The 24,608-nt window shown below is 64.3% G+C and carries 21 protein-coding genes, 1 tRNA gene and 1 pseudogene; 14 read left to right on the forward strand and 9 right to left on the reverse strand.

The genetic code is table 11. The features are described from left to right. Positions 1-70: 70 nt before the first annotated feature. The 6 genes from XI09_RS33480 to XI09_RS33505 all read right to left on the reverse strand — a co-directional run bounded on the left by XI09_RS33480 (position 71) and on the right by XI09_RS33505 (position 6,222). A complete protein-coding gene (locus XI09_RS33480) occupies positions 71-1,165 on the reverse strand; it encodes an ABC transporter ATP-binding protein (protein WP_271570669.1) in 1,095 nt (364 codons plus the stop codon). 11 nt (positions 1,166-1,176) lie between these two features. Beyond that, the gene (locus XI09_RS33485) at positions 1,177-2,241 is read right to left on the reverse strand and encodes an extracellular solute-binding protein (RefSeq protein WP_271570670.1); all 1,065 of its coding nucleotides are present in this window, start codon (positions 2,239-2,241) and stop codon (positions 1,177-1,179) included. A gap of 28 nt (positions 2,242-2,269) precedes the next feature. Further along, positions 2,270-3,073, reverse strand: coding sequence for an ABC transporter permease (locus XI09_RS33490; RefSeq protein ID WP_025576071.1), 804 nt, complete (start codon positions 3,071-3,073; stop codon positions 2,270-2,272). Next, positions 3,073-4,005, reverse strand: coding sequence for an ABC transporter permease (locus tag XI09_RS33495; RefSeq protein WP_177234660.1), 933 nt, complete (start codon positions 4,003-4,005; stop codon positions 3,073-3,075). Before XI09_RS33495 ends, XI09_RS33490 begins: the two co-directional genes overlap by 1 nt. A 218-nt stretch (positions 4,006-4,223) precedes the next feature. Further along, a complete protein-coding gene (locus tag XI09_RS33500; protein WP_271570671.1) occupies positions 4,224-5,426 on the reverse strand; it encodes a pyridoxal phosphate-dependent aminotransferase in 1,203 nt (400 codons plus the stop codon). After that, a complete protein-coding gene (locus XI09_RS33505; protein ID WP_271570672.1) occupies positions 5,419-6,222 on the reverse strand; it encodes an SDR family oxidoreductase in 804 nt (267 codons plus the stop codon). The genes XI09_RS33500 and XI09_RS33505 overlap by 8 nt, the downstream gene beginning before the upstream one ends. A gap of 237 nt (positions 6,223-6,459) precedes the next feature. On the opposite strand from XI09_RS33505, the gene XI09_RS33510 reads away from it, so the two are divergent. After that, positions 6,460-7,152, forward strand: coding sequence for an SDR family NAD(P)-dependent oxidoreductase (locus XI09_RS33510; RefSeq protein WP_271570673.1), 693 nt, complete (start codon positions 6,460-6,462; stop codon positions 7,150-7,152). Positions 7,153-7,457: 305 nt separating this feature from the next. After that, positions 7,458-7,751 (forward strand): hypothetical protein, encoded by a 294-nt coding sequence (locus XI09_RS33515; RefSeq protein ID WP_271570674.1) that lies wholly within the window; start codon positions 7,458-7,460, stop codon positions 7,749-7,751. 493 nt (positions 7,752-8,244) lie between these two features. Here the strand turns inward: XI09_RS33515 and XI09_RS33520 are convergent. After that, a tRNA-Gln gene (locus tag XI09_RS33520) sits at positions 8,245-8,319 on the reverse strand. 273 nt (positions 8,320-8,592) lie between these two features. Between XI09_RS33520 and XI09_RS33525 the strand changes: the two genes are divergently transcribed. Beyond that, positions 8,593-10,371, forward strand: a complete 1,779-nt coding sequence (locus XI09_RS33525) for an acyl-CoA dehydrogenase (RefSeq protein WP_271570675.1) — start codon at positions 8,593-8,595, stop codon at positions 10,369-10,371. 189 nt (positions 10,372-10,560) lie between these two features. On the opposite strand, the gene XI09_RS33530 is transcribed toward XI09_RS33525, so the two are convergent. After that, positions 10,561-11,799, reverse strand: coding sequence for an MFS transporter (locus XI09_RS33530; RefSeq protein ID WP_271570676.1), 1,239 nt, complete (start codon positions 11,797-11,799; stop codon positions 10,561-10,563). 305 nt (positions 11,800-12,104) lie between these two features. Between XI09_RS33530 and XI09_RS33535 the strand changes: the two genes are divergently transcribed. From XI09_RS33535 to XI09_RS33575, 9 genes are all read left to right on the forward strand, one after another. Next, positions 12,105-12,863, forward strand: coding sequence for an enoyl-CoA hydratase-related protein (locus tag XI09_RS33535; protein WP_271570677.1), 759 nt, complete (start codon positions 12,105-12,107; stop codon positions 12,861-12,863). Between the two features lie 180 nt (positions 12,864-13,043). After that, the gene (locus XI09_RS33540; RefSeq protein WP_271570678.1) at positions 13,044-14,702 is read left to right on the forward strand and encodes a bifunctional metallophosphatase/5'-nucleotidase; all 1,659 of its coding nucleotides are present in this window, start codon (positions 13,044-13,046) and stop codon (positions 14,700-14,702) included. Positions 14,703-14,837: 135 nt separating this feature from the next. Further along, on the forward strand, positions 14,838-15,767 hold the full coding sequence (locus XI09_RS33545) for a histone deacetylase family protein (protein WP_271570679.1): 930 nt from the start codon (positions 14,838-14,840) through the stop codon (positions 15,765-15,767). 75 nt (positions 15,768-15,842) lie between these two features. After that, positions 15,843-16,094 (forward strand): exodeoxyribonuclease VII small subunit, encoded by a 252-nt coding sequence (locus tag XI09_RS33550; RefSeq protein WP_008132970.1) that lies wholly within the window; start codon positions 15,843-15,845, stop codon positions 16,092-16,094. Positions 16,095-16,678: 584 nt separating this feature from the next. Then, positions 16,679-18,607 carry a 1-deoxy-D-xylulose-5-phosphate synthase gene (gene dxs, locus XI09_RS33555; protein WP_271570680.1) on the forward strand — a complete coding sequence of 643 codons (1,929 nt, stop codon included), beginning with the start codon at positions 16,679-16,681 and terminating at the stop codon, positions 18,605-18,607. Positions 18,608-18,796: 189 nt separating this feature from the next. Further along, complete coding sequence (locus XI09_RS33560) at positions 18,797-19,351, forward strand: nucleoside 2-deoxyribosyltransferase (RefSeq protein WP_271570681.1); 555 nt, start codon at positions 18,797-18,799, stop codon at positions 19,349-19,351. Between the two features lie 51 nt (positions 19,352-19,402). Then, positions 19,403-20,137: a TlyA family RNA methyltransferase gene (locus tag XI09_RS33565; RefSeq protein ID WP_271570709.1), complete on the forward strand. Its 735-nt coding sequence runs from the start codon at positions 19,403-19,405 to the stop codon at positions 20,135-20,137. After that, positions 20,130-21,377 carry a class I SAM-dependent RNA methyltransferase gene (locus XI09_RS33570; protein WP_271570682.1) on the forward strand — a complete coding sequence of 416 codons (1,248 nt, stop codon included), beginning with the start codon at positions 20,130-20,132 and terminating at the stop codon, positions 21,375-21,377. The genes XI09_RS33565 and XI09_RS33570 overlap by 8 nt, the downstream gene beginning before the upstream one ends. Before the next feature lie 134 nt (positions 21,378-21,511). Next, on the forward strand, positions 21,512-22,603 hold the full coding sequence (locus XI09_RS33575) for an Acg family FMN-binding oxidoreductase (protein WP_271570710.1): 1,092 nt from the start codon (positions 21,512-21,514) through the stop codon (positions 22,601-22,603). A 4-nt stretch (positions 22,604-22,607) separates the two neighbouring features. On the opposite strand, the gene XI09_RS33580 is transcribed toward XI09_RS33575, so the two are convergent. Continuing rightward, on the reverse strand, positions 22,608-23,210 hold the full coding sequence (locus tag XI09_RS33580) for a hypothetical protein (RefSeq protein ID WP_271570683.1): 603 nt from the start codon (positions 23,208-23,210) through the stop codon (positions 22,608-22,610). Positions 23,211-23,383: 173 nt separating this feature from the next. Between XI09_RS33580 and XI09_RS33585 the strand changes: the two are divergent. Continuing rightward, positions 23,384-23,815: pseudogene (locus tag XI09_RS33585) on the forward strand (SAM-dependent methyltransferase); the annotation flags it as partial. 147 nt (positions 23,816-23,962) lie between these two features. Next, entirely contained in the window at positions 23,963-24,601 is a 639-nt protein-coding gene (locus XI09_RS33590; RefSeq protein ID WP_271570684.1) for a carboxymuconolactone decarboxylase family protein, read from the forward strand. Positions 24,602-24,608: the final 7 nt, after the last annotated feature.

The raw sequence follows: 24,608 nt of genomic DNA on the forward strand, positions 1-24,608 counted from the left end.
CCAAGACGATGTTCGTCTGCGGGTATAAGGGATGTCGATTGCCCGCGAGACGCCGCGCTCGTCCCGAGCTTCAGTGACGGGCAATGACGTGATTGCTCGGAGACTCCCACCGCGCGACAACCTCCTCGCCCACGGCGTATCGAAGTCCCGCTTGCTGCGATTGATTCTGCTCGAACACGATGATCTGCCCGCCGCTCGGCGTCTTGAGGTAGTAGTGACTGACGAATCCGCGATAAATGGCCTGGTCGACACGCGCCGTCACGCTATTGGCACGTTGCTCCGTCGGACTCCGGCCAACGCGCTCGACGAGGATCGCTTCCGGCCTGATCGAGACCATCACGTCGCTCGCCGATGGCGGTATCTGATCGACCTGAAGGCTCAATTCGGGCGATACACGAATGACCGCTCCGCTTCCGTTTCGCTGCTCGATGGGGCCCTCAAACAGATTTGACGCGCCGATGAACTGCGCGACGAATTTCGAGGCCGGGCGCTGGTAGATTTCGGTCGCCGAGCCGACCTGCTCGAGCTTGCCATCGCGCATCACCACGATCTTGTCGGCCATCGTCAGGGCTTCGTCCTGGTCGTGGGTCACCATGACTGTCGTCAGGCCGAGCCTGCGCTGAAGGGCACGCAGCTCGACCTGCATGCTCTCGCGAAGTCCCTTGTCGAGCGCCCCGAGCGGCTCGTCCAGCAGCAGCATCGCCGGCTCGATCACCAGAGCGCGCCCCAATGCGACGCGCTGCTGCTGACCGCCGGAGAGCTGCGCCGGATAGCGTTTCCCGAAGCTCGACAGCTGGACGAGATTGAGGGCCTCACCCACCTTCCTTGCGGCGTCGGCCTTGGATATCCCGCGCATCTCGAGACCGAATACGATGTTCTCCTCGACGGTCAGATGAGGAAACAGCGCGTAATTCTGGAACAACATCCCGACGTTGCGGCGATGCACCGGAACGTCCGTCATCCTCTTGTCGTTCACGAAGACGTCGCCGGATGTCGGGCGAATCAGCCCCGCGATCATGCGCAGGCAGGTCGTCTTGCCGCATCCGCTCGGACCGAGCAGCGCAACCATGTGGCCCGGCTCGATCGTGAGCGAGACGTCGTCGACCGCGACGGTGCGGTTGTATTCCTTGCTGAGGCGGTCAAGCCTGACTTCGGAAGACCTCATGGCACCCTGCCTTAGCTCGTGAACACCTGATTGTAGCGTTCCAGCCACGGACCGCGGCGCGGAACGATGAACTTCCAGTCCGGCGTGAACAACCCGAGATCGGTTGCCTTGGTGTCGGGATAGGCAAGGAACTTGGCCGTCTCCGGCTTGAAGTCGATACCGCCCACCGAGGGCGCGCTGAGAGTCTGCTCGGACAGCATCTTGGCCACCGAGGGCTCCAGAATGCGGTTGATCAGGGCACAAGCGAGCTCCGGCTCAGGCGCATTCTTGACCAGAGTCATGCTGTTGATGCCGGTGAACGCGCCTTCCTTGGGGAACGTCATGTCGATCGGCATGCCCTTCGCCGTGTGCGGATAGATCGCCTTCGAATATTCGATGCCGCCGATGGTCGCCTGGCCCTGCGCCACCTGCAGCACCTGCGCCTCGCTGTCGTAGATCGTCAGGACATTGGGCTTGAGAGCAGCGAGCTTATCCCAGCCGCTATCGACCAGGTATTGCGCCTCCTTCAGCGGCTTGCCCGTCGTGAGCGCCGTCGCCACGATGAGCATCAGCACGCTCTGGGTGTTCTTGGGCGTATTCAGCAGGATCTGCTTGCGATACTTGGCGTCGAAGATCTGCTCGTAGCTCTCGAGCGGCTTGGTCACCTGCGGATTGATGAACATGGCCGCACTGGAGATCGAGAAGCCGACGCCATAACCCTCCTCGAACAGATAGCGCGGATAGACCTTCGCAAGATTGGGAATCTTGCTCGCGTCGAGCTTGTCGATCAGCCCTTCCTGCTTGGCCTGGGGAATGCCGACGTCGTCCATCATCATCATGCTGAAGCGCGGCGTGTCGCGGGTCGCGCGAAGGGCGGCGATGTTGGAGAGCGTCGCGCCTTCGATCGTGAAGACGCGGCACTTGAACTCCGCCTCGAACTTGGGAATGACCTCTTTCTGGACAAGCTTGCCGAGCGCCGAATTGTAGACGCCGACATGCAGTTGCTTGGCATCCTGCGCCGACGCCCGGCTGATGATCGTCGGGAAGGCGATCGCAGATGCACCGGCTTTAATGAGAGTCCTACGTGTCAGCTTCATGGGTCCAATCTCCATCTACCAATGCACATCAGGCGGCCAGCGCGCGGCGAAGGCCAACCAGCTTTTCAAGTAACAGGACGCCGACCATCGCCATGAGGATGATGATCGTCGACATTGCAGGCACGGAAGGGTCAAAGACGTTGACCAATTGCCGCATCAGAACGAGCGGCACGGGCGAGTATTCGGAGTTCGCCAGCCACATTGTGACCGGGTAGTTGTCGAAGGACACCATGAAGGCGAACAGCCCGCCGGCGGCGACGCCGGAGGCGATCTGCGGCAACGTCACCCGCCAGAAGGTCGTCAGCCGGTTTGCGCCGAGGGTGCGCGCGGCATCCTCCAGGTTCTCATCCACCAGCTGAAGGCTGGTGACGACGGTGCGGATGACATAGGGCGACGTCACGACCACGTGCCCGATCAGGAGATTGAGCCGCGCATCCTGCGAGCCAAGCTTGGTCAGGACCTGAAGCAGCGCCAGGCCCGTGACCAGCGCCGGAAAAATCAGCGGCGACAGCAAGAAGCCCTTGATTGCCGCCAGGCCGAAGAACCTGCCCCGCACCAGCGCAAAGGCCGCGGGCACGCCGAACAGGAGCGAGCCCGCCGTCGTGCCGAGGGCAAGCAGAATGCTCAGCCTCATCGCCTCGAGGAAGTCGCGGTCCTGGAGAACCTTGGCGTACCATTTCAGCGTGAAGCCTTGCGGGGGGAAGGTCACGAAATAGGAATCGGAGACGGACACCGCCATGACGAGGAGCAGCGGCGCCAGGATGAACAGCATCATGCCGGCGGTGATGGTGTAGAGGATGAAGGCGCCGAAGCCTGAAAACCGCTCGTCCATCAGTCGGGCCTCCTGAGACGCCGGCCTTCCAGAAGCCACATCGAGACGCCATTCACCGCGAGGACGAGGCCGACGAGAACGACGGCGATCGCAGCGCCGAACGGCCAGTCGTAGACGACGAAGATCTGCTGCTCGATCAGATTTCCGAGCATCACCGCCGAGGCACCGCCCAGGATCGCGGGGATGACGAAGGAGCCGGCCGTGAGCGAGAATACGAGGGTAAAGCCCGCCACGAAGCCGGGCATGCTCAGCGGCAGCGTCACCCGGAGGAACACCCTCCACCACGGAGCGCCAAGCATGCGGGCGGCATCTTCGAGATTGGGATCGATCTTGCCGAGCGCCGACGCCAACGGCAGCACCATCATCGGGAAGAACACGTGCAGCGATCCGATGACGACGGCCACTTCGGTGTAGAGAACCGATATCGGTGCATCGACGATGTGCAGCGTCATCAGGATCCAGTTCAGCATGCCCTTCGGGCCGTTCTGGAGCACCAGCTGCCAGCCGTATCCACGAACGACGACGCTGACGATCAAGGGCGCTATGACGATCAGCGTGATGATCCGCGTGACCATCGGGCGGCTCTTGACCATCACCAGCGCTACCGGATAGGCGAGCACCGTCGCGAGCGCCGAGGTGATGATGCTGATCCGCAGCGTCGTCCAAAGCACGCGCGCATAGAGCTCGACGTTGATCAGACGCGCGTAGTGCGCGAGCGTGAACGGACGCCCGATGATGCCGCGGCTGTCCTGGGTCTGGATGCTCGAGAGCAGCAGCCCCAGCGCCGGATAGAAGAAGAAGTATGTGAGAAATGCCAACATCGGGACGGCGAGGAGCCCGACCGGCAAAGCCAGGCGCCACCCCGGTCGCCGCCGGGCTGCCGGAGGAGCTTCAACGCCCAAAATCGCCACCGCATCGTCGCTGGTGGTCATCGCTGGCCGTCCTCGACTGCGCGATACCAAGGCAATACCCCTCTTTGCACAAAGCTTATGCGTCGACATCCTACAGGACCAAGAACATCTTCGTTTAGGGGCATCAGGAAGGATTATGACAATTGGTTCGGCATACTGCTCCGATCTTGGTCGACGAATGCCGCTGGCTGCATCTTTGGTTCTCCGCCGAGGGCCAAGCCCCCTGACATATCGACGCGTCAGCGCAGGCTTTCGCAGAAGTTCGCGATACGCCGGCAGCCTTCCTTGAGCGATTCGGTATCGGTCGCGTAGGAAATGCGGAAGTACGGGCTCATGCCATAGGCGCCGCCGGGCACGGCCGCGACATGCTGCTCTTCCAGCAAAGCCGAGATGAAGTCGGAATCGGTTTCCAACCGCCGCCCGGCCTTGGTGGTCTTGCCGATACAGCCGGCGATGTTCGGGAACACGTAGAAGGCCCCCTGGGGCTTGTGGCAGGTGATGCCGGGGATCTGATTGAGCAGCTTGACCACCAGATCGCGCCGGTCGCGATAGATGTCCGCGCGCTCCTTCAGGAACTCCTGCGGCCCATCCAGGACCGCAACCGCCGCCGCCTGGCTCAGGGTGCAGATTCCACCGGTCGCCTGACCGTGGACATTGTTCATCGCCGCGATCAGGTCCTTGGGGCCGCCGCAATAGCCGACCCGCCAGCCGGTCATGGCGTAGGCCTTTGACGCGCCGTTCACGGTCACGACACGGTTCTTCAGTCTCGGTTCAACCTCCGCGATGGTGCAGAATTCGAAACCATCATAAGTGAGGTGCTCGTAGATATCGTCGGTGAGAATCCAGACGTCGGGATATTTCAGCATGACGTCGGCGATCGCGCGCATCTCGTCGCGCGTGCACGCCGCGCCGGTCGGATTGTTGGGAAAATTCAGGATCAGCCACTTTGTCTTCGGCGTGATCGCCGCATCCAGGTCCGCCGGGCGGAGCTTGAACTGGTTGTTCTCCGGGCACGGCACGGCGACGGGTGTCGCCTCTGCAAGGAGAACGATGTCCGCATAGGTGATCCAACCCGGCGCCGGAATGACGACCTCGTCGCCGGGATTGCAGGTGGCGAACAGCGCGTTGAAAATGATCTGCTTGCCGCCATTGGCGATCAGGATCTCGTCCAGAGCGTAGTCGAGATTGTTCTCGCGCTTGAACTTGCGCTGGACGGCGGCCCGCAGCGCGACGGTCCCGGGCTGCGCGGGATATTTGGTATCGCCCGCCAGCGCGGCCCGATGCGCGGCCTCGATCGCATGCGGCGGCGTCGGAAAGTCGGGCTCGCCGGACGACAGGCCGACGATCTTGACGCCTGCGTCCCGGAGCTCGCGCGCCTTGTCCGTCATCGCCGCCGAGGCCGACACCTTTACGGTCTTGAGGCGGTTTGCGAGTTCAGGCATTGTCGGCTCCACTTCTCATTTCTCTCAATCGCGCGGCCTCGGATCGGCTCGCGAATCGCAATTCGCCGACGACCTGGAACGTTGGTACGATTTCGATCGTCGCGACGTTCATCCGCGTCGGCGCGCCCACCGCGAATGCGATCGCGTCCGCGACGTCCTCGGACTGGAGCGTCTCGAACCCACCCACGAAGCGGGCATCCGGATTGTCGGCAGCGTTCTGGTTCTGGAAGATGCTCGTCGCCACACGTCCGGGCGAGACTTCGGTGACGCGAACACAGGTTCCGTAGAGATCGACGCGCAATTGCTGCGACAGCGAATGAATTCCCGCCTTTGTCGCGTGATAGGCCACGGATGAATTGAATGTCGTCGCGTTCTCGCCGAAGGCATAATGGCCGGCGATCGACGAGATGTTGACGACGTGGCCGCGGTTGCGCCTCGCCATATCAGGTACGATCAGCCGCGTCAGGTGCAGGACCGCGCGCAGATTGACGTCGACCAGCGTGTCGACATCATCAGGTGCGGTATCCAGGATATTGCCGCGCCGTGACTGGCCGGCATTGTTGATGAGGACGTCGAACTCGGCCGAAGCCGCAAGCCGCGTCAAGGCGCCGAGATCGTTGACATCGACGGCACATGCGCGGCATCCGGTCTCGGCCGACAGGCTTGCCAGCCGGCGAGCATCGCGCCCCAGCGCGTGAACCTCGATCCCCTCCGCGCGGAGACGCCGAACCGTCGCGGCCCCGATACCCGAGGACGCGCCCGTCACCAACGCCGTTCGATAGTCCGAAAATCCCATCCGCAGGGTTCTTTTGCAGTCAGGCAGAGCTGCGGAAGGCTACGTGCGGAGGCCGAGGCGCGCATAGAGCGGATTTGTTCTGCCCTCATAAGGACATCCAATATCCTGGCCGAAGTCGTCGGCTCGCGAGCCATAAGCACGCCCAATGCCGGCAGAGTGAATTTCTCTTACTCGCCGTCACGCGTATCCTCGTACATTTCGCGATGCTCTTGGCTCACCCGTAGGAGACGGACTCGGATGTTGGAAGTCGGCAATCGGATCGTCATGGTCTCCGGGGCTTCGCGCGGCATCGGACGCGCCGTCGTCGACCGGCTCCTGGCGTCGGGCTTCCGCGTATCGGCGGGGCTTCGCGACCCGAGCCGCCTCGCGGAGAGCGAGAGACTCATGACGCATCGTTATGACGCCGAAGACGCCAAGAGCCCGACCGCGTGGGTCAACGCGACGGTCGCACGGTGGGGTGGTGTCGATGCCATCGTCAACGCCGCCGGAATCAATCCGAAGGTTCGCGTCTCCGACGAGGGCGAGAACGAGCTGGATGAGATGTGGCGCGTGAACGTCAAGGGCCCTCTGCGCCTCGTCAGGGCCAGCCTGCCTCATCTGGCCGTCTGCGGTCATGGGCGGGTCATCAATCTGGGGTCGCTTTCCGGAAAGCGCGTGGGAAGCAATGTCGGCTACGCCATGACCAAGTTCGCCGTGGTCGCCCTCACCCACGGCATTCGCCGCGAGGGGCGCGCGGCGGGAATTCGGGCGACGGTGATCTGCCCGGGCTATGTTGCCACCGACATGACGCTGAAGGACGACGAAATCCCTCGCCACGAGATGAGCCAGCCGGGCGACATCGCCCGCCTGGTCGAGACCGCGCTCATGCTGCCGAACAATGCCTCGGTCTCCGAGATGCTCGTGCACTGCCAGTTCGAGCCGATGCTCTAGAGCCCGCATGAGACGACTGCGTTCGTAGCAGCAACCTGGCCGTGCGGCGTGTGACCACGAAAACCGTGGCACGAGATGCGGCTTGTTCGTCCGCCAGAAACGACAAAGCCCTGCATCAGCAGAGCCCTGGAATGGTGGGCGCACCAGCGCTCGCACCTGGGGCCCGCTGATTAAGAGTAAGCTACGGGTTAAGGACCATCAATGGCTTGCCGCGGTCGCCCCCCAGGACTTATCCGGCCGAAAATGGGCATCCGTCGCGCGTTCCTGAAATTCTCGCTCCACAGCACGCAGGTATCCATACTAACATGACAGCCAAGTCGCTGGTTTCCGGCCGCGGCTTGATATTTGTGGATGTACCACTCTCGAGGTCCCGTCGTTGCATGCAAAAGAGCAACATCAAAGAACTTGAAAAGACGGCGCGTGCTTTGGCCGAGGGAGCTTCCGTCGAAACTCGAAATGCCATTGAAACCGTCATTCGAGAAGCCAGGAAGTACGAAACGGTAAGAGAATCGAACCCCGCCCGCTTACCGCTCTACATGAAGCTATCGCTATGTCTCGCTGCGTTGATTATAACGTTGCTGTTGATAGTGATGCGGTGACGCGGGCCTAGCGTATGCTATCATGGCGGATCGTTCATCATTCGCGCAGTACGCAGTCCTCCTATCGCGGCCGAGAATAATCATCGAGTTCACAGGAGGCCGAGCTCGGCACGCTCGACCATGATCTCGATCAGCAGAATGCTGGTGGAGCAGCATCACCTCCAGACGAAATGCAGCAGACCTTTCCGAGGATGAAGACTGGCGTCGGATCACAAAATAGACCTTCGCGCTTCGCTTAACCGATGCAAAGGATCGACGGCTCTTTGTCCGCGAACATCAGAGGCGGGAACGCCACTCGCAGATGGCGTTCAGGCGCTTAGTTCGCTTTTTGAGAAATCGAGCCGCGTTGTAATTCCGCGAACGCTTCCATGGGGCTCGACGAAAACGAACCCGGCACAGAATTGCCAAATGCGGGGCAACATGAATTTCCAAACGCGTTGCAGCTTCCAATTCGAGTAACGAAATTTACTTAGTCGAATCAGCGCGTTGGCTGTGGCTGGGGCGGGAGGGATCGAACCTCCGAATGGCGGAATCAAAATCCGCTGCCTTACCGCTTGGCTACGCCCCAACAGGCGACCCGGGTCGGCGGAAGAACTGGCTACCGCAGATTCCCTTCGGTCGCAGCCGGTCTATAGGGTGCGGCGCGGCATTTCAACCGCCTGGAGGCGCAAAATACCACAGCTCCCGGGATCGGTCGCGCCACACCTATTGCGCGCCACACTCTAATATAAGCGCGGGCGGAGGCCCCGTTCCGGGCTGGAGCTGTCCCGGCGTCCGGGCAGTTGAGACCTCCGGCGTTTCATGGGAAGACGGCGCCAATATCTGTCCACGGGAGTGAGCCATGACCTACCGCGCGCCAATCTCTGACATGCTGCTGTCGCTCAATCATGGCGCCGGCCTGAAGGCCGCCGTGGAAGCCGGCCATTACGGCGATTTCGACACCGACATCGTGGCCGCCGTGCTGGAGGAAGCGGGCAAGTTCGCAACCGACGTGCTGGCGCCGCTCAACCGTGTCGGCGACGAGCACGGCATCAAGCTCGACGCGGGGAAAGTCACGACTGCGCCGGGCTGGCCCGATGCCTACAAGCGCTGGACCGAGGGCGGCTGGAACGCCGTGTCCGGGCCTGAAGCGTTCGGCGGCCAGGGCCTGCCCGTTGCGATCAACGCGGCCTGCACCGAGATCTGGAGCGCCGCCAACGTCGCCTTCGGCCTGTGCCCGCTGCTGACGGCCTCGGCGATCGAGGCGCTGGATGCACACGGCAGCGACGAATTGAAGACGATCTATCTCGAAAAGCTCGTCTCCGGCGAATGGACCGGCACCATGCAGCTGACCGAGCCGCAGGCCGGCTCCGACGTCGGCGCGCTGCGCACCCGCGCCGAGAAGCAAGCCGACGGCACCTATCGCATCAAGGGGACGAAGATCTTCATCACCTATGGCGAGCACGACATGACCGACAACATCGTGCATTTCGTGCTCGCGCGTCTTCCGGACGCTCCTGCCGGCACCAAGGGGATTTCTCTCTTTCTTGTACCCAAGTTCATGGTCAACGCCGACGGCTCGCTCGGTGCACGCAACGATATTTTTGCAAGTGGCGTCGAGCACAAGCTCGGCATGCATGCTTCGCCGACCTGCACCATGACCATGGGCGATCATGGCGGCGCGATCGGTTTCCTGATCGGCGAAGAGAACCAGGGCATGCGCTGCATGTTCACGATGATGAACCAGGCCCGGCTCGGCGTCGGCCTCGAAGGCGTCGGCGTTGCCGATCGCGCCTATCAGCAGGCGTTGTCCTACGCGCAGGAGCGCAAGCAGGGCCGCGCCGTCGGCAAGAAGGGCGACGGTTCGGACGCGATCTTCGTCCACCCCGACGTCAAGCGCATGCTGATGCGGATGCGGGCGCAGACCGCGGCGGCGCGCACCATCTGCTACGCGACCGCCGTCGCAATCGACGTTTCGACCCGCGCCAAGGACCCAAAGGTCCGCGCTGACGCAGCCGCGCGCGCGGCGCTGCTGACGCCGATGGCCAAGGGCTATTCCACCGATATCGGCAACGAGGTCGCCTATCTCGGCGTGCAGGTGCATGGCGGCATGGGCTTCATCGAGGAGACCGGCGCCGCGCAGCACTATCGCGACGCCCGCATCACCGCGATCTACGAGGGCACCAACGGCATCCAGGCGATCGACCTGGTCACGCGAAAGCTCGCGGCCAATGGCGGCGCCGCGGTGTGGGCGCTGCTCGACGAGCTCTCGGCCATCGTCAAGCAGGTCGAAGCCTCCAACGACCCCGCTTTCGGCACCACGGGCGCAAAGTTGCGCGAAGCGCTGGAAGCGCTGACGCGCACCAGCAAATGGCTGCTGGAGCGCGTTACGTCCGCGCCGAACGAGGCGCTTGCCGGCGCAACGCCGTATTTGCAGCAGTTCGGCGCCACGCTCGGCGGCTGCATGCTGGCGTCCGAGGCGCTCGCCGCGAAGGGCGACGGCCTTGCCGATGCGCCGCGCTATGTCTCGCTCGCGCGCTTCTTCGCCGAGAACATCACGGTGCAGGCGGGCGCGCTGGAGCGCACCGTGACGGAAAGCGCGGAGTCGGTCGCGGCCGCGGATGCAGTGTTGCTGGGGTAAGGGAGTCTACCCTCCTCCCGGCTGTCATTCCCCGCGAAGGCGGGGAATCCAGTACGCCGCAGCCTCTCGGTAGATTACGGACGTCTCGGAGTACTGGATCGCCCGACCAAGTCGGGCGATGACACCGAATGTTGGGGACGCAGTTAGCCCACAGTCGGTCATCCCGGATTGCGCTTCGCTCCATCGTGGCTACGAGGCTGCGAGCTTCGCCCGTCGCCCCGGCCGCCACAGCACGATTCCCGCGGCCACGAGATCGAGCACCACGCACATCGCAAACGCCGTCGTGTAGTCGCCGGTCAGGCTGCGCACGAGGCCGACGATGCCCGGGCCGAAGGCGCTGACGACGCCGCTGATCGACGTGCCCAAGCCCATCGCGGCGGCAAAGGAGCTGGCGCCGATCTCGCGCTGGATGATCAGGGGCGGGAACGTGATCATGTTGCCGATCGAGAAGCCGTAGATGGCACAGCACACCAGCAGCGCCGTCGGGCTCGTGCTCTGCACGAGCACGAACAGCGCCGCCGCCTGGCTCGTCATCGACGCCGCGCAGGCGAGTCGCGGATCGAGCCGGTCGACGAATAGGCCGAGCGACAAGCGCCCGACCACCGCCATCGCGGCCATGATGGTGACGGCAAGGCCGGCACTGGCGCGCCCGATCAGCGGTTCGAGGAACGTCACCTGGTGGATGATGAATCCCATCTGCGCCAGCAGCGCGATCGCGATCGGCAGCACCATGGTCCAGAACGCCGCGTTGGCGAGCAGCGCCTTGCGGGAGTGAGCCGGCTCGGGCGTGTCACCATCGGCGGGGCGTTCACCCGATGCCAGCGGCAGCCCGGCCGGCCAGCGGATGAAGCCGACGACCACCGGCAGCACCAGCAGCACCATCACCATCGTGGCCGCGAGCATCGCCGAACGGAAGCCGATGCTGCCGGTCAGCGACAGCAATAGCGGAACGAGGACGATGCCGCCGCAGGTCGCGCCGTTGAAGGCAAGGCTGAGCGCAAGGCCGCGGCGCCGATCGAACCAGGAGTTCAGCACCGTCGCGATCACCACGGTGCCCATGCCGGTCCAGCCGACCGACATCAGCGCATAGGCGAGATAGAGCTGCCAGGGCGTCTGCATCAGCGCCAGCAGCACGGTCGATGCGCCGAGCGCCGACAGGCCGCACAGGATCAGTGAACGCAGCCCGATACGGGCGAGCAGATCGTCGGTGAAGATGACGAGCACGGAGGTCAGGAGAAACGAGAAGGTGCTGGCCGCGGAGACCAGCGTGCCCGGCCAGCCATGGGCGCGCTGAAGCTCGGCGAGATAGACGCCCTGACCATACAGGCCGAAGCCGAACATGAAGAAGGCCATCAGGAAACAGGCCAGCACGACCCGCCAGCCGCGATAATGCAGCGAGGATTCGTCGACACGAGTTGCGGCAATCATCAATCGAGCAATCGGCCAAATGGAACGGCGCGATCGTGCACCACAACCACCGGTTTTTCAAATGAAACATTGTAGCCATTTGTTGCAATGCGCAACAGCCCATGACGCGAGATGCGGCGGTGCGATCCAACCGATCACGGTTCCTCGGACGGAATACCGCCGCGACGGGCGGCGCATGCGCCGGGATCAAGGGAATCGTCGTCGAAAAGGCCGAGCGGGCGGATTGGCACATCTGAAAGATGATGTAGGCTGATGCTTGCGAGACTCGCCGGCGGCAAGCGTCGCGGCGACCGCGGGGGGTCATCATGCCGAATGGCAATATCGTCGTCGCCGAAGAGCGTGGAACGCGCGTGATCACCCTGCGCCGCCCGGGCAAGAAGAACGCGATCACGCAGGACATGTATCGGGAGATGAGCCACGCGATCGACACCGCGCAGAACAACCCTGACATCCGCTGCATGATCATCACCGGCGGCTCCGGCGTGTTCACCGCCGGCGACGACATCGACGATTTTCTGAAGGCCGACACGGCACGCCCGGAGACGCTGTCGAACGGTGCCAGGTTTCTCTATTCGCTCGCCCTCAACGTCAAGCCGATCATCGCGGCCGTCGACGGCGCGTCGATCGGCATGGGCACCGTGATGCTGTTCCATTGCGACTACGTGCTCGCTTCGAACGCGGCGACCTTCTCCGCGCCCTATATCCATCTCGGGCTGGTGCCGGTCGGCGCCGCCAGCCTCCTGATGCCGAACACGATGGGTTACCAGCGTGCCTTCGCGATGCTGGTGATGGGACGGACCTTCACCGCCGCGGAGGCGCACGCCGCCGGCTTCGTCAACACCGTGGTCTCGCCGGGGCACACCGAGGTCGAGGCGCGCAAGGTGGCGCGCGAAATCTGCCGGCTGCCTGCCGAGGCGGTCGCGACCTCGCGCAGACTGCTGCGCGCCCCGCCGGAGGAGCTGACCCGCCGCATCGACCAGGAGGCCCATCTGTTCGGCGAACGTTTGAAGTCGGACGACGCCGTGGCTGCGTTCAACGCATTCGCGAACAGGAAGAAGCGGTGACGGCGAGCGCTGGTCGATTACCCCCGGTCGTCATTCCGGGGCGCGCGAAGCGCGAACCCGGAATCCATCGGGCCACAGAGCCCGTGGATGAATGGATTCCGGGTTCGCGACTTCGTCGCGCCCCGGAATGACGACGAGAACCTTCGTGAAATCTTCGCGCTGAACGACTAATCTGGTTCCATGCGACATCTTCTCCGCCTGATCACTTTCGCCCTCGCACTCGCCGCCCTGCCCGCCTCTGCCCAGACCGCCGCACCGGTCGAGCTGCGCGTCCTTGCGATCAACGATTTCCACGGCAATCTGCGGCCGCCGCCCGGCGGCATCCGCATCAACGATCCCGAGGATAGAACCAAGAAGGTCATGGTGGCGGCCGGCGGCGCCGAGTACATGGCGACGCTGGTGAAGCAATTGCGCGAAGGGCACAAGAACACGATCTTCGTGGCCGCCGGCGACCTGATCGGCGCGAGCCCGTTCCTGTCGGCGATGTTCCACGACGAGCCTTCGGTCGAAGCGCTCTCGATGATGGGGCTCGCGATCACTTCGGTCGGCAATCACGAGTTCGACGAGGGCAAGGCCGAACTGCTCAGGATGCAGAACGGCGGTTGCCATCCGGTCGACGGCTGCCAGGGACCGCATCCCTTCACGGGCGCCAAATTCCACTACCTCGCCGCCTCCACTGTGGAGACAGCGACCGGTCAAAGCGTGCTGCCGCCATTTGAGATCCGTGAGTTCGACGGCATTCCCGTCGCCTTCATCGGGCTGACCTTGAAGGGCACCGCCGGCATCGTGTCGCCCTCGGGCATCGCCGGCCTCGAATTCCGCGACGAGGCCGAAACGGTGAACGCGCTCGTGCCGCAACTGAAGGCGCGCGGAGTGGAAGCGATCGTCGTGCTGATCCACGAAGGCGGCGAGCCCGCCGGCGACTACAATGAATGCCCGGGCATTTCGGGGCCGATCGTCGAGATCGTGAAGAAATTCGATCGCGCCGTCGACGTCGTCGTCAGCGGCCACACCCATCGCGCCTATGTCTGCGATATCGACGGACGGCTGGTGACGAGCGGCGACAAGTACGGCACGCTGGTCACGGCGATCGATCTCAAGCTCGATCCGGCAACGCGCGACATCGTCGGCGCCAAGGCCGAGAACGTCATCGTCGCCAATGCCTCGCTGGCGAAGGACACAGAGCAGACCGTGCTGATCGAGGCCTATGACAAGCTCGCCGCGCCGATCGCCAACCGGCCGGCCGGATCGGTGACGCAGACGCTGTCGCGCATTCCGAACGAAGCCGGTGAAAGCCCGCTCGGCGACATTATCGCGGACGCGCAGCTCGCCGCGACGAAGGAGGCCAGGAATGGCAGCGCTGTCATCGCGCTCACCAATCCCGGCGGCATCCGCACCGATATCGTTCCGAAGGAGAACGGCGCGGTGTCCTTCGGCGAGCTGTTCGCGAGCCAGCCGTTCCGCAACCGCCTCGTCACCATGACGCTGACAGGCAGCCAGCTCAAGGAGATGCTGGAGCAGCAATGGCTCGATCCGAAGCGGCCGCGAATCCTTCAGGTGTCGAACGGGTTCAGCTACGCCTGGGATGCGTCGAAGCCGTTCGGCGAACGCGTGATGGCCGAGAGGATGACGCTCAACGGCAGGCCGATCGAGCCTGGAAGCGGCTACCGCGTCACCCTCAACGATTACCTCGCCGTCGGCGGCGACGGCTTCACGGTCGCCAGGCAGGGCACGGCCCCGCAATATGGCGGCTACGACGCGGACGCGTTGTTCGCGTTTTTCCGGGCGCACGGGCCGATCGGCCCGCTACCACTGAGCCGCATCCTGCGGGTGAATTGATCCGGATCAAACGGGCCGGAACGGGACAACCCTTTGCCATTCCCGGTGGAGCGCATAGATTGGGTTTTGCATTGCGTTTTGGCGCCGGATGCGCCAAGCGACGTCAAGAGCCCGTTCCCCAGTGAGCCCGACCTGATGAGCACGCTTCTCCTCTCCCACAAGGCCTGTCTCGACCACGTCACGCCGCCGGGACATCCTGAAAGGCCCGACCGCCTGCGCGCAGTGGAGGAGGCGCTGTCGCATGAGCGCTTCCAGTTCCTGGTCCGCGACCAGGCGCCGGAGGGCGATCTCGATCTCGTGGCGCTGTGCCACAACGAGCACTACGTCACCGAGCTGCGCCACATCGCGCCGACCAGCGGCCTCGTCTATATCGACGGCGACACCTCGATGTCGCCGGGCACCTGGGAAGCGGTGATGCGCGGCGTCGGCGGCGCGGTCGCGGCGACCGAAGCGGTGATGGCGGGCGAGCACCGCAACGCCTTCGTCGCGGTGCGCCCGCCCGGCCATCACGCCGAGATCGGCAAGCCGATGGGCTTCTGCTTCTTCGACAATGTTGCGATCGCCGCACGTCACGCGCAGCGCAAATACGGCATCAAGCGCGCCGCCATCGTCGATTTCGACGTGCATCACGGCAACGGCACGCAGGACATCTTCTGGTCGGACCCCACGGTGATGTACTGCTCGACGCACCAGATGCCGCTGTTTCCGGGCACCGGCGCGAAGGGCGAACGCGGCGACCACGACACCATCGTCAACGCGCCGCTGGCGTCCGAAGACGGTGGCCCGGAATTCCGCAGCGCTTTCGGGAACCTGATTCTGCCGCAGCTCGAAAAATTCAGCCCCGAGCTCCTCATCATCTCTGCGGGCTTCGATGCACATTATCGCGACCCACTGGCCTCGCTGAATTTGCGCGCGGAGGATTATGCCTGGGTGACGCGCAAGCTGATGGACCTTGCCGACAAGACCGCCGGGGGCCGCGTTGTTTCGGTGCTCGAGGGCGGTTACGACCTGCAAGGACTGAAAGAATCTGTTACGGCGCATGTCGGCGCCCTGATGGGCGCCTGACGACGCCCGCCACATTAAGCCCGCAAAACCCTGCTTCTTCTGCATGTGAAGCGAATCGGGCAATCGGAAACGGATATGGCCGAAAATACCCAAGTCGACGTCTCCAGGCTCACCTTCGAGCGCGCGATCGAGGAACTCGAGACGATCGTGAAGCGGCTCGAGGACGGCAAGGTGCCGCTCGAGGAATCCGTGACGATCTACGAGCGCGGCGAAGCGCTGAAGCGCCGTTGCGAGGAACTGCTGCGCCAGGCCGAAGCGCGCGTCGACAAGATCACCACCGATGCGAGCGGCCAGGCCACCGGCACCGCGCCGCTCGACGTCCAGTAAGGGACGGCGACCAAAGCCTCTTCCGGGCATCGGACGCCGGCATTTTTTCATGATCGCACGCTGCCGGGTGTGCTCATGGGGCGGACGGCCAGGCCTGAGATCGAAGAGTTCCCGCGCTGGAGTCGTTCGGCCCCGCGAATCGAGCGGAAATAGCCTTCCTCTCGCCCAAAATCCTGCCGGAGAACCGGGCAAGGCAGGAACCTCCCCGTTGACGCCGCGGTTAACCAACCTGGCCCGCCGGTTGCACCTGCATGCCCGCAATCGGCCCAGCGGGTTGGCTTTGGCCCAAGCTTTGGTGTAAAGCTGCGCGGAGTGTGGCTTTTTGTTAGCCTTGCGTGGGCACCGATTACCGACGACAAGTGCTTCAAATTGCTAATGAAATTGGCTGGGACGGACGAAGCCGATCTAAGTGACAGGGATCACAGAGACTGAACCGGAGCGCACTTAAGCTCACCTAAGCTTGAAGACGGGGCCTTGCCCCATGCAGGTGGCTCCGACGGTTTAAGGACTCGCGCTGCGCCGATATTGTGCAAACCCATCGCGCACCGGAACGACCTTCCGGCGCTGACAAATTGGAAATCGCCGTGAACGCATACAGTAAAACGCCGCTTCTCGACACCATCCAGACACCGGAAGACCTGCGCAAGCTCAAGATCGAGCAGGTTCGCCAGGTCGCCGACGAGTTGCGGCAGGAGACCATCGATGCCGTCTCGGTGACCGGCGGTCACTTCGGCGCTGGTCTCGGCGTGGTCGAGCTCACCACCGCGATCCATTACGTCTTCGACACGCCGCGCGACCGGCTGATCTGGGACGTCGGCCACCAGGCCTATCCGCACAAGATCCTCACCGGGCGGCGCGACCGCATCCGCACCCTGCGCACCGGCGGCGGCCTGTCCGGCTTCACCAAGCGCAGCGAGAGCGATTACGATCCGTTCGGCGCGGCGCATTCCTCCACCTCGATCTCCGCCGGCCTCGGCATGGCCGTGGCGCGCGACCTCTCCGGCGGCAAGAACAACGTTATCGCCGTCATCGGTGACGGCGCGATGTCGGCGGGCATGGCCTATGAAGCCATGAACAATGCCGGTGCGATGAACTCGCGCCTGATCGTCATCCTCAACGACAACGACATGTCGATCGCGCCGCCGGTCGGCGCCATGAGCGCCTATCTGTCGCGCCTGTATTCCGGCAAGACCTATCGCACGCTGCGCGAGGCGGCCAAGCAGATCAACAAGCGCCTGCCCAAGATCATCGCCAACCGCGCCAACCGCGTCGAGGAATATTCGCGCGGCTTCATGATGGACGGCGGCACGCTGTTCGAAGAGCTCGGCTTCTATTACGTCGGCCCGATCGACGGCCATAACCTCGACCACCTCCTGCCCGTGCTGAAGAACGTCCGCGACATGGAGGAAGGCCCGATCCTGGTCCACGTCGTGACGCAGAAGGGCAAGGGTTACGGCCCGGCGGAAGCCTCCGCCGACAAGTACCATGCCGTCGTCAAGTTCGACGTCGCGACCGGCACGCAAGCCAAGGCCAAGCCGAACGCGCCCGCCTACCAGAACGTGTTCGGCCAGAGCCTCGTCAAGGAAGCGCAGAAGGACGAGAAGATCGTCGCCATCACCGCGGCGATGCCGTCCGGCACCGGCGTCGACATCTTCAACAAGGCGTTCCCGGATCGCACCTTCGACGTCGGCATCGCCGAGCAGCACGCGGTGACCTTTGCCGCGGGTCTTGCGAGCGAAGGCTACAAGCCGTTCTGCGCGATCTACTCGACCTTCCTCCAGCGCGGCTACGACCAGATCGTGCATGACGTCGCGATCCAGAACCTGCCCGTCCGCTTCGCGATCGACCGCGCCGGCCTCGTCGGCGCCGACGGCGCGACGCATGCCGGCTCGTTTGACAACGCCTATCTCGGCTGTCTGCCGAACATGGTGATCATGGCGGCGGCCGACGAAGCCGAGCTCGTGCACATGGTGGCAACCCAGGTCGCAATCGACGACCGTCCGAGCTCGCTGCGCTATCCGCGCGGCGAAGGCCGCGGCATCGAGATGCCCGAGATCGGCATTCCGCTCGAGATCGGCAAGGGCCGCATGATCCGCCAGGGCAGCAAGATCGCCCTGCTCTCGTTCGGCACCCGGCTCGCCGAATGCGAGAAGGCGGCCGACGAGCTCGCCGCGCACGGCCTTTCGACCACGATTGCGGATGCGCGCTTCATGAAGCCGCTGGACACCGAGCTGGTGCTCAAGCTCGCCCGCGACCACGAGATCCTGATCACGATCGAGGAGGGTTCGGTCGGCGGCTTCGGCTCGCATGTCGCGCAGTTCCTGACCGATCAGGGCGCGCTCGACAGCGGCATGGTCAAGTTCCGCACGATGGTTCTGCCCGACGTGTTCCAGGACCACGACACGCCGGCCGCGATGTACGCCCGCGCCGGTCTCGACGCCAAGGGCATCGTCGCCAAGGTGTTCGAAGCGCTCGGCAAGGACGTGAAGACCGAGACGGTCAAGCTCGCCTGAGGGCGAGTTCACCTCCCCTGCTTGCGGGGGAGGTCGGATCGCGAAAGCGATCCGGGTGAGGGCTTTTTCCTCTTGGGGGCTCTCGATTGTCGAGAACACCCTCTCCCCAACCCTCCCCCGAGGCGGGGGAGGGAGCAGAGCACGCGCTGTGGCTCGCACCTTGATCCAAATCTTCTCGGTTCTATTCCCATGAAAATCTATCTGGCAGGCCCCGACGTGTTCCTGCCGGATGCGGTCGAGATCGGCCGGCGCAAGGCAGAGATCTGCGCTCGCTTCGGGCTCACCGGCCTCTATCCTCTCGACAACGAGATCGACCTCACCGCGCCCGACGCCTCGCGGCAGATCTTTTGCGGCAACGAGGCGATGATGGATGCGGCTGACGCCATCATCGCCAACCTGACGCCGTTCCGCGGTGCCGGCGCCGATCCCGGGACCGTCTACGAGCTCGGCTATATGGCCGGGCGCGGCAAGTTTTGTCTGGCCTATTCCAACGATGGCGCCGCCTATGCCGACCGCGTCGGCCGTTTCATGGACCTCACGTCCGAAAACGGGCGGCTGGTCGATGCGCAGGGCCTGACGGTCGAGGATTTTGGCCTCGTCGACAACCTCATGATGATCCATGCGCTGGAACTGCGCGGCTGCCCGCTGGTGACGCCGGCCACGATGCCGATCGACGTCTGGCACGATCTCGCCGCGTTCGAGGCTTGCGTCCGGATGGCGGCCGCGCGATTGATTGCACCATAAGCGCATCAATCGTCCCAAGAATCGTCTCAAGAATCGTCTCATGAGAGCATGATGCCCCCTCCCCGCAAGCGCGCGGATATTCTGCTGGTCGAGCGCGGCCTGTTCGAGAGCCGGGCACGGGCGCGTGCGGCCATCGAGGCCGGCCTCGTCATGGCCGACGACAAGCAGGTGACAAAACCGTCGGAGACCATCGCCGAAGACGCGGTGATCCAGGCCGAGCCCGCGCACCCCTACGTGTCGCGCGGCGGCGTCAAGCTCGCGGGCGCACTGGAACGCTACCCGATCGAGATCGAGGACCATGTCTGCCTCGACGTCGGCGCCTCCACCGGCGGTTTCACCGAGGTGCTGCTGGCCAATGGCGCAAGCCTGGTGTTCGCCATCGATGTCGGCACCAACCAGTTGCATCCCTCGCTGCGCGGTCATCCAAAAATCGTGTCGATGGAGGAGACCGACATCCGCGCCTATGAAGGCAAACGCCTGCCGGCGCGGCCCGATATCGTCGTCATCGACGTCAGCTTCATCTCGCTGAAGACCGTGCTGCCCGTGGCGCTGTCGCTGGCGGCTGCACCGATGAGCCTGCTGGCGCTGATCAAGCCGCAATTCGAGGCCGAGCGGAAGCACAACAAGAAGGGCATCATCCGCGACGCCGCCGTGCATCAGGAGATCTGCGACGACATCGCGGCCTTCGCCGCCTCGCTCGGCTGCACCGATATCGAGGTGTTCCCCTCTCCGATCACCGGCGGCGACGGCAACGTCGAATTCTTCCTGGGTGCGCGCCGTGGTTGAGCGCCTGAGGATCGATCACGTCGGCCATCGCGGCGACGGCGTCGCGCTCGACGCCGGCGAAGCGATCTATGTGCCATATGCGCTCGGCGGCGAGACCGTCGAGGTCGACCATGTCGCGGGCAATCATCCCGACCGCCGCAAGCTGCTCGCGGTCGATGTCGTAAGCCCCGAGCGCATCGCGCCGTTCTGCCCGCATTTCGGCGTCTGCGGCGGCTGCGCGATCCAGCACTGGGCGGCCGAGCCGTATCACGCCTGGAAACGCGGCATCGTGGTCGAGACGCTGGCGCAGGCCGGCATCGATTGCGAGGTCGCACCGCTGGTCGATGCCCATGGCGTGGGGCGCAGGCGCGTCACGCTGCACGGCCGGTTCGGCACGCACGACATCCTCAAGGTCGGCTTCTCGGCAGCGAGCTCGCACGACGTCATCCCGATCCATCGCTGCCCGATCCTCGATCCCGCGCTCGACGGCGCGCTCGATGCCGCCTGGGCACTGGCCGAACCGCTGACGTCCAAAATGCCGGTGACGAAGCCGCTCGACATCCAGGTCACGGCGACCGCCAACGGCCTCGACGTCGATGTGCGCGGCTCCGGCCCGCTGCCGACGCCGCTGGTCACGGCGCTGTCGCGCGTTGCCGAGCAGCATCGCCTCGCACGGCTGACGCGGCATGGCGAGCTGGTGCTGCAACGCCTGCCGCCGACGGTGAAGATGGGCCGCACTGAGGTGACGCTGCCGCCGGGTTCGTTCCTGCAGGCGACCGTCGCCGGCGAAGAGACGCTGGCGTCTCTCGTCGCCGAACGCATCGGCAAGGCCAAGGAGGTTCTCGACCTCTTCTGCGGCGTTGGGCCGTTCGCGCTGCGGCTCGCCGAGAAGGCCCGCGTCACCGCCTATGACAACGACGCCGGCGCAATCGCCGCACTCGCGAAAGCCGCGCGCACGCCTGGGCTCAAGCCGGTCAAGGCCGAGCCGCGCGACCTGTTCCGCCGTCCCCTGGTGCCGCAGGAGCTGCGCGACTTCGACGCCGTCGTGTTCGATCCCCCGCGGCAGGGCGCACAGGCGCAGGCACTGAAGCTCGCCGCAAGCAAGGTGCCCGTCATCGTCGCGGTGTCCTGCAACGTCGCAACCTTTGCCCGCGACGCACGGCTGCTGATCGATGGCGGTTACAGGATCGACGGCGTCGTTCCGGTCGACCAATTCCGCCACACGCCGCATGTCGAGCTGGTGGCGCGGTTTGCGCGGTAGCTGCAAGCCTCGTGGGACGGCCCGCAGCGGGCTCCTCGCCAAATTGATCCGGTGCCGATCCGAACCTTGATACCGGTCAACCGCCCGAGCTTCCGGTGGCGCTAGAAGCGTCGTGCGAAAGGACCGTGGAGCGGATGATGGCGATCGACCGGCGACAACTCATGGCCACCGCGCTCGGACTTTCCGCGGCTGCAATCACCGCCCGCCCCTCGGCTGCGGCGACGACGACCTATGAGGAAACGGTGCGAGCGTCGCGAGCACCGCTGCAACCGGTGCCGCGGGACCGCGAGCTCGTACGTTTCGCCACGCTCGCCGCCAACAGCCACAATACCCAGCCCTGGATCTTTTCCGCCCGCGGCAATGAAATCGTGATCGCGCCCGACTTCGCGCGCCGCTGTCCGGCGGTCGATCCGGACGATCACCACCTTTTCGTCAGCCTCGGCTGCGCCGCCGAGAACCTCGTCCTGGCGGCATCAGCGCTCGGCTGGCGCGCCAACCCGATCGTCGACGGCGACAGGATCGTGATCGCGCTGGAGCAAGCGCGCCCCGAAACGTCGGCGCTGGTCGACGCGATTCCCCTCAGGCAATGCACCCGTGCAGCCTTCGACGGCAAGCCGGTAGCACCCGACATGCTGCGCCAGCTCGACAACGCCTGCCGGGAGCCGAACGTCTCGGCAATCCTGATGACCGAACGCGCCGCCATCGCTGATGTCACCGATTACGTTCTCGAGGGCAATTCCGCGCAAATGCGCGACAAGGCCTTCATGAGCGAGCTCGTGAGCTGGATGCGCTTCAACGAGACGGATGCCGTCGCGACCATGGACGGGTTGTTCTCGCGGGTCTCGGGAAACCCATCCCTGCCGGCGTGGATCGCGCGGCCGCTACTCAGGTTCTTCTTCACCGAAAGCGGCGAGAACGGGAAATACCGCGCCGGGCTCGACAGCTCCGCGGGTGTCGTCGTGCTTGCCGCCGATCGCAGCGACACGTCGCACTGGATTTCAGTCGGCCGTGCCTGTCAGCGGTTCGGCCTGCAGGCGACCGCGCTAGGGCTCAAATATTCCTTCATCAACCAGCCGGTCGAGGTGCCGGCACTAAGGCGGCAGTTCGCGGCCTCGCTCGGACTCGGCGAGCGGCGTCCCGATATCGTGATGCGTTTCGGAACCGGGCCGAATCTGCCGAAATCGCTCCGCCGCGCCCCGGAACTGGTGATGCGGTCTACGCAATAGTCTCCTAGCGCCGAAGACCGCCGAGCGCCGGTGACTCGCCGGGCAGCATGTTCGATCTGATATCGCTGTCCATGCGGCCCGAGTCCTGCTGGGTGAACCCGGCCCCGAACGACAGGCTGAGGTTGGAGGTCGGCTTGAACTCGACACCCGCAAACGCGCCATAGCCGGGCGCGGCGCCGGAGGTGAGCGGCGCAAGCGAACTGCCAATGCCGTTGCCATATTTCAGCGTGTCGAAACCGGCAAAGAACGTGACGGGCAACCCGCCCGCAGTCTTGGTGTTGTAACCGAACTGTGAGCTGTCATAGGAGAGCGCGCTGAAATTGCCGGCCTGTCCAGTCTGGCCGAGACCGTTCCAATTGAGGTTGCCACGCTGGCTGCCGACGAAGAAGCCGTTCGCAAAATTGGCGCGCCCGCCTGCGTCGCTGGCATTGAAGCTTGGAAAATTGCCGTAACTTTCGGAGCTCTGGCCATCGCTGCCGCCAAAGCCGAAAGGTCCGCCCGGTATCCAATACCTCAAGGGTGCAACTTGCGCATGAGCGGGCGCTCCGCCGAGGCAAAGCGCGGCGAAGAGAGCTGCGAGGCCGCAAGAACCTGCAAGGCTGGACATTCGGGCTACCGTCAAAATGCTCACAAACTATACCCTCCGGATATCGCGATTGCCAGCGAACCAACGCCGGCCCTCGCGTCCCCGGTTCCGGGGCAGGGTCTTCCTGACACGTTGAACCCCTCATCCGCCGGATTGACCCACATAGAGGACGCGCAAGCTCGAGCCGTTATCGCGAGACCGCGCGAAAGGCGGCGAACGAGGCGAGGCTGGGCGACCGTGTCAGCTTCGCGGTTCATTCGGCCAAGACCTATCCGGCCGAAGGCTACGATCTCGTCTGCTTCTTCGATTGCCTGAACGACATGGGCGACCCCGTCGGCGCTATCAGCCACGTGCGCGAATCCATGGCCAAGGATGGCACCTGCATGCTGGTCGAGCCGTTCGCGGGCGACCGCCTCGAAGACAACCTCAATCCGGTCGGCCGCGTCTACTATGCGGCGTCGACCATGATCTGCACACCGGCCTCGCTCGATCAGGAGGTGGGACTCGCCCTTGGCGCGCAGGCCGGCGAGGCAAGGCTGCGCAAGGTCGCCAGTGAAGGCGGCCTGTCGCGCTTCCGCCGCGCCGCCGAAACGCCCTTCAACCTGATCCTGGAGGCGCGGATCTGATCTCGATCACACCGGGCGCACGGAGGCGGCATGCGGCCATGCCTGTACCGCAGCCTCGCCCGGTGCCGACATCCTTGCCTCACTCGCGCCGCAACGTAAGCTGGCGTCGAACAGGCGGCGCGAGTCCGCCGGAATGGGAGGATGACGATGCGAAATCTGGGTCTGGCGCTGGTTCTGCTGTTCACCGTGGCGACCTCGGGAGGCAGCCGCGCGACCGAGCCAACCCGCTTCGTGCCGCTCAAACCCGACGAACTTTCGTCGTCGCAGAAAGAATGGGCGGACGCGATCGCAGTGCCGCCGCGCAACGCGAAGTTCACCAACCCACCCTACCGCGCCTATATCCGCAACCCGGAGCTGGCGCCAAAGCTCTCGGCGATGTCGGACTATCTGCGCTGGAATTCGTCGCTGCCGGCGCGCCTCAGCGAATTCGCGATCCTGATCACTGCACGGCAATGGACGGCGCAGTACGAATGGTTCGCGCATTATCCGCTCGCGATGAAGGCCGGGCTTGATCCCGAGGTCGCCAAGGACGTCGCCAACGGCGTGCGGCCGAAGGCGATGAAGGACGACGAGACCGCGCTCTACGACCTCGCGATGGCGCTCTATCGCGACAAGAAGGTGTCCGACGATATCTACCGCGCGGCAAAGCAAAAATTCGGCGAGCGCTTCATGGATATTATCGGCCTGATCGGCTATTACGACCTGGTCTCGATGACGCTGATCACGATGCAGGCGGAGGCGCCGAACGACAGCATGCCGCCCCTGCCTCCGCTGGCCGCGAAATAGCTGCATC

The organism is Bradyrhizobium sp. CCBAU 11386 (assembly GCF_028128955.1).
Lineage (GTDB): Bacteria > Pseudomonadota > Alphaproteobacteria > Rhizobiales > Xanthobacteraceae > Bradyrhizobium.